This is a genomic window from Reichenbachiella sp., from assembly GCF_033344935.1.
Classification (GTDB): Bacteria; Bacteroidota; Bacteroidia; order Cytophagales; family Cyclobacteriaceae; genus Reichenbachiella.
This window is the reverse complement of record NZ_JAWPMM010000001.1, coordinates 679,824-692,185: the sequence shown is the minus strand read 5'-3', so window position 1 is coordinate 692,185 and position 12,362 is coordinate 679,824. Positions and strand designations below refer to the sequence as shown.

The window sequence follows — 12,362 nt, the reverse complement described above, 5'->3', positions numbered from 1 at the left end:
TTCGTACGCCTTGGCCGGAATCTACATTCATATTCCTTATTGCAAACAAGCCTGCCATTACTGTGATTTTCATTTTTCTACCAATCTAAACACCAAATCAGATTTAATCGATGCAATCCTAAAGGAAATTGAATTACAAAAACATTATCTGCTTGGCGAAACAATAGAAACTATCTATTTCGGTGGAGGAACTCCTTCCATTCTTAGCACGCAAGAGTTATCAACCATTCTACAGAACATCTATGAAAATTTTTCGATTGGTGAAAACCCAGAAATTACTTTGGAAGCAAACCCGGATGATCTGGGTCAATCGAAACTTGAAGAATTGAAAGCCGCTGGAATCAATAGATTAAGTATCGGCATACAGTCTTTTGACAATCAAATCTTATCCTATTTCAATCGCGCGCATAATTCCCAAATGGCAATTAACTCAGTTTGGAATGCTAAGCAAATAGGTTTTCAGAACATCTCAATTGATTTAATTTTTGGAGTCCCAAACCAGTCACTAGATGCGCTCGAAAAAGATCTAAAACAAGCATTAAAACTAAGCACTCCCCACATCTCAATTTACGGACTCACTATAGAAGAAAATACAGTTTTTGGCAAATGGGAAAAGCAAGACAAACTAACCCCTATCAACGAGGACCTTGCTGCCGAACATCTGACGTTGATCATGAATACCCTTGCGGCCTCAGGCTATGAACAATACGAGATTTCTAACTTTTGCCTTCCTGGCTTTGAGTCCAGACATAATTCGTCCTACTGGCACAGAAAAAAATACTTAGGATTGGGGCCCGCAGCTCACTCTTACAACGGCACAGAAAGACAATTCAATCATGCCAACAACATCAAATACATTAAGAGTCTAAACTCCAACGAGCTGCCCATCTCCATTGAAAAATTAAGTATAGAAGATCAAATCAATGAAATGATTCTTACTCAACTTCGACTCAAAGAAGGATTAAACCATGCGAGCCTAAAGAAGAACTTTGACTTCGAAATGTTGGTAGAAAGAAAGGACCATATTCAGAAATTTTTGCAAATGAATCTGCTTGAAATCGACGGCAATTTCTTACGCCTTACGTCAAATGGAAAATTACTTGCCGATTTCATTACAGAAAAACTTATAATCTGATTATATTCATCATTTATTATTGACAACTGTATTTTTATACTAGACAAACAGGCTAGTATGGGGTTTATATCATCCACACGGGCACAATTAAAACAGTGTAGTTTTTTAGCATGACAAGGCAAGAAAAAAGAGCATTAATGTTACTGAAATCGTTGATATTTCACTATCACGGTTTAGACGAAGACGAAAAAGCCCTACTCGATGAAAGTGCCAATCAATATGATGCCCACAGAGAATTGGATTGGGCTAATGCCTTTATTGCCGAAGACTTTATTTCAGCCTTTGAACGGGCAAGGGAATTCCTAAACAAAGTAATTGGTGTATTACCCAAAGAGAAAAAACTGGATCATTTGATTGCCGTGTGGCAAGACAATCATAAAAAAGGGTACATGACTGAGATGGAAGCCACCGCTATGATCAATCTCGCTAAGGACTGGGATATCCAGGCAGAATTAATGGAACGAGTAAGAGAGGGCTAGAGGCTCATTCGTTCTTTAAATTTTGAAGCTTGTCTTCTACTTACCTCCACCTTATCACCTCCTTTGAGCTGTACCATCAACCCTCCGTTAAACCATGGCTCTATGGACTCTACCCATCCAAGATTGATAATGTGTTTTCTACTGGCCCTAAAAAATGATTTGTCGTCCAACTTCTCATCGAGTGCGTTCAAAGACTTGTGAATCATTGGCCGAAAACCATCGAAGAAAACTTTGATATAATTACCATCAGATTCAAACAACCGAATGTTTTCCAGTTTTACAAACCAACATTTCTCTCCATCCTTTACAAATACCTGATCTGATGACTTTAATTTTTCTGCTGACTCCACAACAACTGGAGCTGGCTTTGATGATTGATCTAGTACTTTCTTCACTACACTAGCTAATCTTTCTGTATCGATCGGCTTGAGCAAATAATCTAAAGCGTTAAACTCAAAAGCTTTAATTGCAAACTGATCATAGGCAGTAGTGAAAACTACCAAAGGTGTCTTTTCCAACATTTCCAACAATTCAAATCCCGTCTTATCAGGCATTTGAATGTCAAGGAAGATTAGATCGGGATCGTGTTTTTGTATTTTTTCCACAGCATCATCAGCATTGACCGCTTCATCCACGATTTCGATTTCTGGAAATTCTGCCAGTAGAGAAGTCAGTTCCTTTCTTGCTAATCTTTCGTCATCTATAATTATGGCCTTCATATCTAGTATCCTTTGGGCAAAACCAATTCGGTTAATACCGTATTTTCCGATTCATTTTTAATTGTAAAACGAGCCAAACCACCATAGATCAGCTCAATCCTTTTCCTTGTATTGCTCAAGCCATACCCACTTTTCTTGGATGGTTTGTTATTTAAATATACACCTGAATTTCTAATTTGAACCACCAAAAAGTCACCTTCAATCCTTGCCATCACACTTATTGTACCTCCGGATTTTAACTTGGATATACCATGCTTGATTCCATTTTCTACTAAAGTCTGAATCATCATCGGAGGAATCTTAATCTTATGCGTTCGCTTGCTCACTTCCCACTCTACATTCAACCTTTCTTCATATCGAATCGACTCCAAGCTCAGATAATCCTCTACAGTAGCCATTTCGTCTTGTAGTAGTACCAACTTCTGCTTATCTACTTGAAGAGAATTTCTCAGAATATTAGACAATTGAGTAATTGCTGATTTAGATTTTTTGGGATCTTCATCTACCAAAGCCCTGATACTGTTTAACGCATTAAATATAAAGTGAGGATTCAACTGCGCCCGTAAATTGTTCAATTCGGTGTCACGAATAACCGTCTGGTATTGCAAGGATTTATTATACTCCTCGAAGTAGTGATAAGTGAAATACACCAATGACCATAAGAAATACATGGCAGTAGGCCCCAAAATTCCTAATATCATGTGGGTAGGCTTCATCTCGACTGAAACAATCAAAGTTCCCATCAGAAATGACACTAGAATCAAGGAGAAATAGTTTACAAGGCCAAGAACAAGGTTTGAAATCAGAATCCTTGGTATTAGCCGTATCGAGGAAAAAGTCGACCATTGTTTCTTTTTGATCAATGATCGCAAAAAGTGCGAAGAACCAATATAAAAAGCTACCTGAAAAATAGCTCCAAAAAAATCAGTAAAAGCCACCTTATTGCTTTGCATCAGTAACACAGCAAAGTTGAGTAGTCCCCAGGTAGACCACCCCATGATTTGGCATAGCCAATAGGCGCGTTGCTTAGTAATTTGCATACCTGCCAAATTTATAGAAACCGTAGGATTGCGCCACTATCATTTTACTAGTGGTGAAATGGCTAGTCGACTGGACAGCAAGATTAGGTGGAAATGTCCACAGTCAACTTTTTAAGCCACCAGTACTTTCTCGTCTTCGCTCGGCTTTTCTTTCTTTTTGGCTTTATGTTTTACAAATGGGCGAATGATCAAACGTGTGCCTCGATCGTAAGTAAAATAGTTCCATAACCAATTTCCAAAAATCACAATCTTGTTTCTAAACTCAACGATAAGGATCAAATGCACAAACATCCAGGTCAACCAAGCCATAAATCCACCAAACTTAAACTTGCCTAGCAGTTCAGTTACAGCCTTATTGCGACCCACGGTAGCCATTGTTCCCTTATCGGTATAAGTAAATGCTTTCCAAGGCTTGCCTTTGCTCAACCCATTCAGATTACTGGCCAACAAGGCTCCTTGCTGAATAGCTACAGGAGCTAGCATCGGATGTCCCTTCGGAAACTTTTCTGTTGACATACTAGCCACATCGCCGATGGCGTAAATATTTTCAAATCCTGCCACCCTACTGTATTCATCTACTTTGAAGCGTTTGTCAGGTGTAATATCGAGCGTAAGTCCTGCAATGGCGTTGCCTTTGACGCCCGCCGCCCATACCAATGTCTCCGTTGGAATTTGCATACCGTCATTGAGAGTCACAATTTCCCCGTCAAAAGCCTTTACAATCTTCCCGACGTAGATATTGACATCAAATTTCTTGAGATAGTCAAAAGCCTTTTTACTTGAGTATTCAGACATAGCGCCTAACAATCGCTCTTGGCCTTCCACCAAGTAAATCTGCATTTTGTTGAGGTTCAGTTCAGGAAAGTCCTTGGGCAATACATGCTTTTTTAACTCTCCCAATGCGCCAGCTACTTCTACTCCTGTAGGTCCTCCACCCACAATCACGTAATTCATCAACCGCTGCATTTCATTTTCGTCGGTCTTGAGAACAGCCTTTTCGAAATTTTGAAGAATTTGACTTCGAAGGTTTAAGGCATGAGGCACTTGCTTCAAAGGAAAACTTTTGTGCTCGAATTCATCATTACCAAAGAAGTTGGTCAAAGAACCACACGCCAAAACCAATCGGTCGTATTTCAACTTTCCGATGTTGGTCTCTACTTGTTGATTCTTTTCATCGATGCGATTCACACTGGCCATTCTGAAAAAGAAATTCTTTCTGTTTTGGAAACTTTTTCTCAGTGGACCTGCAATAGAATCCGGCTCGAGTCCTGCCGTGGCTACTTGATATAAGAGTGGCTGAAAAGTGTGATAATTGTATCGGTCGAGTAATACGATTTGAAACTTATTAGAGTCCAGTTTCTTTAAAAATCTTAGGCCTCCAAAGCCTCCTCCTACTACGACAACTCTGGGTAATTCTGATTGAGGAATTTTGATCTCCTCATTTTCGCCTACCATGTTTTTTTACGGTTTGAGTACGGTTAATCTTTACGATTATAATCCAGCGAAGTTGAGAATATTAAAAGTATTTCTTTGGGTACTAATCACAGATATTTAGGTACTAATTCGCAGCTAAAACATCCTTTTTCTTAAGGATCCAGCAAGTAAGAAATCCACTGGTCGCAGACATCACATGAATAAACGAAATATGCACATCTATTCCGATCACCGTTAGGTTTATCACCTCGAAACAACCGATGAGCAAAAGCAAAAACCACTGCTTGCGACTGGTATAAGCCAGCGCGCCGATCAATGCATAAAAACCTACAGAGCCACCCATCCAGTTTCTAACAAAACCAAATTGAAAAAATTCATTATCAGGCCAATAGGCAATGCCTACATTGAACAATGTTCCAAAAAACAAGCCAACAAAAATGTATGAGACAAAGAAGATAATTACAGTTGACTTTGTGCCGTTTTGCACCTCAAATGACTGCACAGGCATCAAAAAACCAAAGATGGAAACAAAGAGGATATGATCCAGACCATTATGAAAAAATGGAGCGGTAAACCAGCTCATGACATAATTTAATGGCTCTGTTACTATTTTGATCATCCAAATGGCTCTATCACAAGCAAAAGCCATCTGCCAGGTTTCTTCACAATTTCTAGTAGAGGCAAATCCCAATACACCAATGATAGACCAAACGATCACGAGATAAATAATCGTAAATGGACGAGACTTGGCCCATTCTACGAATCCCATGCGTTCTCCATACACATTGGTCCAAAACCACTGATAGGGGATAAGTTGTTCGTTGGTATGTTTCTTCCTAGATGCCTGTTTGCTTTCTTCCATGGGTATTTTTCAAGCCGCCAAAATAGGTCAAATATTTCAAGAAGCTAATTCCTCTGCAAGAAACTTGGCGGTATAGCCAGCGTTTTTGGCTGCCACCTGCTCTGGTGTCCCTTCCGCGATAATTTGTCCACCACCATTTCCTCCTTCAGGTCCTAAGTCAATGATATGATCTGAAATTTTGATTACATCCAAATTGTGTTCAATGATCATGACTGTATTGCCCTTTTCCACAAGGATATTTAATACATTGAGCAAGTGCTGAATGTCTTGGAAATGGAGACCCGTAGTAGGTTCATCCAATACATAGAATGTTTTTCCTGTGTCTTTCTTAGAAAGTTCTGTAGCTAATTTCACCCGTTGTGCCTCACCGCCAGAGAGAGTAGTAGCATGTTGTCCGAGGGTGATATAGCCCAAACCTACGTCATTCAAAGTTTTAATCTTCCGAACAATTTTTGGCTGATGCTCGAAAAACTCTACTGCCTGCTCTACAGTCATATCCAACACATCCGAAATCGATTTTCCTTTGAACCTAACTTCCAGCGTTTCTCGGTTGTACCGCTTGTCTTTACATGTTTCACAAGGGACATATACATCTGGCAAGAAGTCCATCTCCACTAGTTTCATCCCAGCGCCTTCACAGGTTTCGCATCGCCCGCCTTTTACATTGAAAGAGAATCTACCCGGCTTGTACCCTCGAATTTTTGCTTCTGGCAATTGAGAAAATAAGGCCCGAATATCTGTGAAAACCCCTGTGTATGTGGCAGGGTTCGATCTTGGTGTTCGACCAATCGGCGATTGATCTACTTCAATAATTTTATCAACATGATCTACACCATCAATGCTCTTGTAGAGCAATGGCTCTTTCCGAGATCTATAAAATTTCTTATTAAGAATAGGAACAAAAGTTTCGTGAATCAAAGATGATTTTCCACTTCCAGATACGCCCGTTACACAAATCATTTTGCCTAACGGCAAAGTTAGATTCACGTTTTTCAGGTTGTGACCGGTGGCACCTTTCAGGACAATCTTCTCTCCATTTCCAGCTCTTCTTTTTGCTGGCACTTCAATACTTAACTTGCCATTCAGATAACCAGAAGTCGTCGTAGGGTTCTTTATGAATTCATTCGGGGCCCCTTCGGCTACAATCTGACCTCCGTGACGCCCCGCGCCCGGACCTATATCTATGATGTAATCCGAATCAAGCATCATATCCTTGTCATGCTCTACCACAATCACGGTATTGCCCAAATCCCTCAAGTCCTTCAGCGCTTTGATCAACTTCACATTGTCTCGCTGGTGCAAACCGATACTAGGCTCATCCAAAATATAAAGTACGCCAACCAACTGTGTGCCTATCTGCGTAGCCAATCTGATTCGCTGAGCCTCTCCTCCGGACAATGTTCTCAGTGGTCTATTGAGCTCAAGATAGTCCAACCCTACATCCAATAAAAAGCCTAATCGCTTTCTAATCTCCTTCAGTATTTCTGTGGCAATTATATTTTGTCTGTCAGTCAATCGACTTTCAACATCCTTGAACCATTCCGTCAGATCATAGATATTGAGCCTTGCTAGTTCAGAGATATTCTTATCCGCTATTTTGAAGTGAAGCGACTCTTTTCTCAGTCGTGCGCCATCACATTCAGGGCAGGTGGAAGTAGTTGTAAAATCTTTGATCCATTTCTGGATTTTTTCAGTCCCGCTGTCTTTCTGTTTTTCCAAAAAATTAGCAATCCCTTCAAATTTTGTATTCCAATCTGTTCCAGGATATTTTTTTGAGCTAACTGCTACAGGCTCATCATCACCATAAAGAAGCACATCCAACACGGCAGGTTTAATATCCTTTACTGGAGTGGTCAGACTGTACTTATGCTTTTTCAAAATGGCTTCTACCTTTTTGAAAATCCAGATGTCCCTAAATTCGCCCAAAGGCAAAATAGCTCCACGACTGATACTCAGTGTTTCATCAGGAATGATATTTTCTTTTTCGATTTTCTCTATGACCCCAAGGCCATTGCAAGACTGACAAGCGCCATAAGGAGAGTTGAATGAAAAATTATTGGGTGCAGGGTCATCATAGGCTAAGCCAGATTTGGCATCCATCAGATGCTTGGAGAAGTGATGCATTTCTCCCTGCTCATCCAATATCATCATTACACCTTTGCCCTGCTGAATAGCCGTCTTCAAAGAAGCGTTGATTCGGATCTTGTCTTTCTCCCGAACCTGAACACGATCGATTACTACTTCGATGTCGTGCGTCTTGTATCGGTCCACTTGCATTTTTGGCACCAAGTCTTGCAGCTCTCCGTCGATGCGAACTTTAGTGTATCCCATTTTAGCAATTTGAACAAATAGTTCACGGTAGTGGCCTTTTCTTCCTTTGACAAGAGGAGCCAGGATAGAAATTTTTTGATTGTCGAAAAAAGACAACACATGGAAGAATATCTGCTCCTCGGTCTGCTTCTCCATTTTCTCACCAGTCACATACGAATAAGCAATACCGGCTCTCGCAAAAAGCAGTCGCATGAAATCATATACCTCAGTGACCGTCCCGACGGTAGACCTTGGGTTTCGACTAGTTGTTTTTTGTTCAATTGAAATTACGGGGGAAAGCCCGTTGATCTTGTCTACATCTGGACGCTCCATGTCTCCCATGAAACTTCTCGCATAGGCAGAAAAGCTTTCCATATAGCGACGCTGGCCTTCTGCATAGATGGTGTCAAAAGCTAGGGATGACTTGCCGCTACCGCTGATGCCCGTAATGACCACCAACTGATTTCTCTTGAACTTAACATCGATATTCTTAAGGTTGTGCTCGCGCGCACCATACACTTCGATGTAATCCGTATGTTCCCCTTCCAAGGAATCCAGAACGGTTAGTTCCAGATCCTCAGTTTCTGCCGCTTTTGCCATTATTCTTTTGCAGGTATTAAGTTTTCAATTATTAGAAATTTGGAGATAGTTTGTACTGGTTGTAGAAGTTGTCGATCACTGCCACTGCTTCTTCCTCAGTCTCTACCAGATGGAATAGGTCCAGGTCATCCGCATTAATATTTTTCTCCTTGAGCAAAACGTCTTTCAACCAATCAACTAACCCTCCCCAATAGGCTTTACTCACCAAAACGATTGGAAATTTTTCAATTTTCAGTGTTTGAATCAAAGTCAAAGCTTCAAACATTTCATCTAGAGTACCAAAGCCACCAGGCATAACGATAAAACCCTGCGAATATCGAACGAACATCACCTTTCTTACAAAGAAATAATCGAAGTTGATCAACTTATCCTGGTCGATGTAAATATTATTGTTTTGCTCGAAGGGAAGGTCAATATTCAAACCCACAGATTTTCCTTTTTCACTATGCGCACCTTTGTTACCGGCTTCCATGATACCTGGCCCACCTCCAGTGATCACCCCATATCCATGACGGACTAATTTGGCTGAGATCTCCTCTGCCATTTTGTAGTACTTATGATCAGGTTTGGTTCTAGCTGAACCAAAGATGGAAACGCAAGGGCCAATCTTTGCCAACTTTTCAAACCCTTCCACAAACTCAGACATGACTTTGAAAATCACCCATGAGTCCGCACTTTTAATTTCATTCCAGTTTTTGTCTTTAAAAGCTTTTTTTATTTTCTCAACGTGCGCTTTTTTCTTACTTCCGTCTCCCATGTTGTTATATGTAGGTTGTTAAATTCTTTGACTAAAAAAATGCCAAGCCGGCAAAGTTAGAGATTATTGGCTAAAGCCTCAATCTCGACCTAATAATTCAGAAAGGGCTTGTTCTGCCGAAGTGTACTGAAATTTAAATCCAGATGCCTCAAGTTTCTGGCTAGATACTTTATGTCCCCTCAATACAATAGATGACATCTCTCCTAGCATCAACTTCAGAACAAACGCCGGCACATTGGGCAAAAACAATGGCCTTCCAATAACCCTTGCAATCAAACGAGTCAATGTTGCATTAGTTACAGGTTCTGGAGCCACCAGATTGTAAGCGCCTGATAGTTCATTTTCATTAACCAAATGTCCAACAGCTCCACACCAATCTTTCCAATGAATCCAGGGAATTATTTGCTTACCTGAACCCAATGGAGCTCCTGCAAACCAACGAATAGGTAGCGTCATTTTTTGAAGTGCCCCTCCAGATTCGTCAAAAACGACTCCGGTTCTCAACTTGACAACTCTTAATCCCAAATCCTGAAATCGATCGGCCTCTGATTCCCATTTTTCACATACTTGTGCTAGAAAATCACCACCCGCATTTTCATCCTCCTGAGATTCGTGATCAAATTCTTGAAGGCCATAGTAACCGGTAGCTGAAGCACAAATTAGTGTTTTGGGCTTGTTTTGCATTCCAGCAACTGCCTCATAAAGCAGTTGTGTTGAATCTATTCTACTATCTATAATTTCCTTTTTGCGGTTGGCTGTCCATCTACCCTCACCCACATTAGCACCAGCCAAATGAATCAATACATCAACACCTTCTAAGGCGCTAGGGTCAATTTTACTCTCACGAATGTTCCATTCGAAACGTGAAATCTCTGCGTTCAAATCTTCCTTCCTGCTCAACAATCGCGGGAACATTCCAAGACTTGAAAAATAGTCTACTAGCCTTCCTCCTAACAAACCTGTACCTCCTGTGATAAGAATATTCATATATAAAATTTTAGCCCGTAAAAGCAGTCCATAATTGGAACCCTTTTAAAGATATTGACTATTTTAGAATTTAATCCAAATTATGCGCTTGTAGATGGATCTCAATTTTGATAGTATAAAACTTACAGTTATTCTAATTGCTGGGTTTGGAGTAGTGTCCATTGCCGCTAATAGAATTGCGTCAGTTTTTCAAAAAGCTAACCTACCCATTATTACCGGTTTTTTAATGACTGGTATTTTGTGTGGCCCTTTCGTTTTGGATCTAATCCCATCTCAATCGATTGGTGAACTCAACTTTATCAATGAATTAGCCTTAGCCTTTATCGCATTTGCTGCTGGAGCAGAATTATACTTTAGAGAATTGATTTCTAAAATCAATAGCATCAAATGGAATACGCTGGGACAGCTTTTCTTTTCATTTGGTATAGGCAGTCTCACAGTTTTCTTTTTAGCTGATCATATCTCATTTATGGCCGATATGAATTTCAGCACGAGACTGGCCGTCGCACTATTGGCAGGTACCGTATTCGTAGCTAGGTCACCAGCTTCAGCCATAGCTGTGATCAACGAACTCAGAGCCAAAGGGCCGTTCACCCAAACTGTAATGGGTGTCACCGTACTTAAAGATTTCATAGTTATTGTATTGTTCGCCATGTGCTTTGCCATGAGCATCTCGCTCGTGAGCGGAAACGAATTCAAATATATCAGTGTATTATTTCCGGTTTTAGAAATACTAATTTCCGCAGGGATAGGATACTTATTGGGTAGATTACTCGATGTATTTCTTGGTTTTGGACTCAAATCTGACACAAAGGCCGTAGTTATAGTTTTGCTTGGGTGGGGGGTTTATTTTATCAATCATCTGCTGGGCACACTTGATGTCATCCCTGGTCATCATATCAGACTTGAACCTTTGATTACTTGTATTATTGCAAGCCTATACATCACTAACTACTCTCGATTTAAACCTGAGTTCTTGTCCATACTGGAAAAAACAGGGCCTATGATTTATGCGGCCTTTTTCACGTTGACGGGTGCTTCCTTAGATATTCACATTCTTTTTAGTATTTGGCCGATTGCATTATTCTTTTTCTGCATTCGTTTGATAACCATCATAGGCGGATCTTATGCTGGAGGGTTTATTGCGAAAGATCCCATTCGGTTTGTACATGTAGGCTGGATGCCTTATGTCACTCAAGCAGGGGTAGCACTTGGTTTAACCGCTCTGGTTTCTAACCAATTCCCAGAATGGGGGCCGGAATTTGCAACCATAATGATCGGAATCATTGTACTCAATCAAATCGTAGGACCTCCCCTGTTTAAGTATGCCCTAAGAAAAGTGGGTGAAGATAAAACCCGAGCCAAGTTTCAAACTGACGGGATCAGAGACGCTATTATTTTCGGTTTTGAAAGTCAGTCTGTAGCATTAGCCAAACAACTGATGACGAACAATTGGCAGGTTCAGATTGTGACACTGATGAAGAAAGGCAGCATAGATGAACCTGAGGGGATCGTAATCCATTATATGGACAAAATCAACCTTCAGCAAATTAAAGACATGGGTGCAGCAAAAACTGAAGCAATTGTTTGTATGCTGGCCGACCGTGAAAACCTTGAAGTTTGTGAACTGGCTTATCACCACTTTGGTACGCCCGATATCATCGTTCGGCTAACAGATCGATTGTATTATGATAAGTTTTTAAACCTAGGGGTAAGAATTGTCGACCCTTCTATGGCCATGGTTAGTCTGATGGATCATTATGTAAGGTCGCCTCAAGCTACTTCACTCTTGCTTGGTATGGAGCCCGGACAAGATTCCAGAGATCTAGAAGTAATGAATCCGAATTTGCATGGTGTGCCTTTGAGAGATTTGCGCCTGCCAGCAGATGTTATCATTCTATCCATCAAACGCGGAGGTCAAATGATCATCTCACATGGATATACCAGACTTCGTCTCAAAGATTTGGTGACTTTTGTAGGATCCAAGAAAAGCCTCAATGATCTGACCAGAAGGTTTGATTATTAGGGATTAATCCTTC

General features: G+C 40.6%; 10 protein-coding genes. 3 read left to right on the top strand and 7 right to left on the bottom strand.

Annotated features, from left to right (window positions below; translation table 11 throughout):
- Positions 1-10 precede the first annotated feature (10 nt).
- Together hemW and R8N23_RS02880 are read left to right on the top strand one after the other, a co-directional pair.
- A complete protein-coding gene (gene hemW / locus R8N23_RS02885) occupies positions 11-1,135 on the top strand; it encodes a radical SAM family heme chaperone HemW (protein ID WP_318170061.1) in 1,125 nt (374 codons plus the stop codon).
- 137 nt (positions 1,136-1,272) lie between these two features.
- A complete protein-coding gene (locus tag R8N23_RS02880) occupies positions 1,273-1,614 on the top strand; it encodes a hypothetical protein (RefSeq protein ID WP_318170060.1) in 342 nt (113 codons plus the stop codon).
- On the opposite strand, the gene R8N23_RS02875 is transcribed toward R8N23_RS02880, so the two are convergent.
- The 7 genes from R8N23_RS02875 to R8N23_RS02845 all read right to left on the bottom strand — a co-directional run bounded on the left by R8N23_RS02875 (position 1,611) and on the right by R8N23_RS02845 (position 10,323).
- Positions 1,611-2,333 carry a LytR/AlgR family response regulator transcription factor gene (locus R8N23_RS02875; protein WP_318170059.1) on the bottom strand — a complete coding sequence of 241 codons (723 nt, stop codon included), beginning with the start codon at positions 2,331-2,333 and terminating at the stop codon, positions 1,611-1,613. The two genes, R8N23_RS02880 and R8N23_RS02875, sit on opposite strands and share 4 nt — an antisense overlap.
- Before the next feature lie 2 nt (positions 2,334-2,335).
- Positions 2,336-3,373, bottom strand: a complete 1,038-nt coding sequence (locus R8N23_RS02870; RefSeq protein ID WP_318170058.1) for a sensor histidine kinase — start codon at positions 3,371-3,373, stop codon at positions 2,336-2,338.
- A gap of 111 nt (positions 3,374-3,484) precedes the next feature.
- Entirely contained in the window at positions 3,485-4,828 is a 1,344-nt protein-coding gene (locus R8N23_RS02865) for an NAD(P)/FAD-dependent oxidoreductase (RefSeq protein WP_318170057.1), read from the bottom strand.
- 103 nt (positions 4,829-4,931) lie between these two features.
- Complete coding sequence (locus R8N23_RS02860) at positions 4,932-5,669, bottom strand: rhomboid family intramembrane serine protease (protein ID WP_318170056.1); 738 nt, start codon at positions 5,667-5,669, stop codon at positions 4,932-4,934.
- A 36-nt stretch (positions 5,670-5,705) separates the two neighbouring features.
- Positions 5,706-8,579, bottom strand: coding sequence for an excinuclease ABC subunit UvrA (gene uvrA / locus R8N23_RS02855; protein ID WP_318170055.1), 2,874 nt, complete (start codon positions 8,577-8,579; stop codon positions 5,706-5,708).
- Positions 8,580-8,610: 31 nt separating this feature from the next.
- Complete coding sequence (locus tag R8N23_RS02850) at positions 8,611-9,336, bottom strand: TIGR00730 family Rossman fold protein (protein ID WP_318170054.1); 726 nt, start codon at positions 9,334-9,336, stop codon at positions 8,611-8,613.
- A 78-nt stretch (positions 9,337-9,414) separates the two neighbouring features.
- Entirely contained in the window at positions 9,415-10,323 is a 909-nt protein-coding gene (locus R8N23_RS02845; RefSeq protein WP_318170053.1) for a TIGR01777 family oxidoreductase, read from the bottom strand.
- 94 nt (positions 10,324-10,417) lie between these two features.
- Here R8N23_RS02845 and R8N23_RS02840 point away from each other — a divergent pair, with 94 nt between their 5' ends.
- A complete protein-coding gene (locus tag R8N23_RS02840) occupies positions 10,418-12,349 on the top strand; it encodes a cation:proton antiporter (protein ID WP_318170052.1) in 1,932 nt (643 codons plus the stop codon).
- Positions 12,350-12,362: the final 13 nt, after the last annotated feature.

Coding starts and splice junctions, on each gene's coding strand:
- R8N23_RS02880 (WP_318170060.1), top strand. CDS start 1,273: ATGTTACTGAAATCGTTGATATTTCACTATCACGGTTTAGACGAAGAC.
- R8N23_RS02875 (WP_318170059.1), bottom strand. CDS start 2,333: ATGAAGGCCATAATTATAGATGACGAAAGATTAGCAAGAAAGGAACTG.
- R8N23_RS02870 (WP_318170058.1), bottom strand. CDS start 3,373: ATGCAAATTACTAAGCAACGCGCCTATTGGCTATGCCAAATCATGGGG.
- R8N23_RS02865 (WP_318170057.1), bottom strand. CDS start 4,828: ATGGTAGGCGAAAATGAGGAGATCAAAATTCCTCAATCAGAATTACCC.
- R8N23_RS02860 (WP_318170056.1), bottom strand. CDS start 5,669: ATGGAAGAAAGCAAACAGGCATCTAGGAAGAAACATACCAACGAACAA.
- uvrA (WP_318170055.1), bottom strand. CDS start 8,579: ATGGCAAAAGCGGCAGAAACTGAGGATCTGGAACTAACCGTTCTGGAT.
- R8N23_RS02850 (WP_318170054.1), bottom strand. CDS start 9,336: ATGGGAGACGGAAGTAAGAAAAAAGCGCACGTTGAGAAAATAAAAAAA.
- R8N23_RS02845 (WP_318170053.1), bottom strand. CDS start 10,323: ATGAATATTCTTATCACAGGAGGTACAGGTTTGTTAGGAGGAAGGCTA.
- R8N23_RS02840 (WP_318170052.1), top strand. CDS start 10,418: ATGGATCTCAATTTTGATAGTATAAAACTTACAGTTATTCTAATTGCT.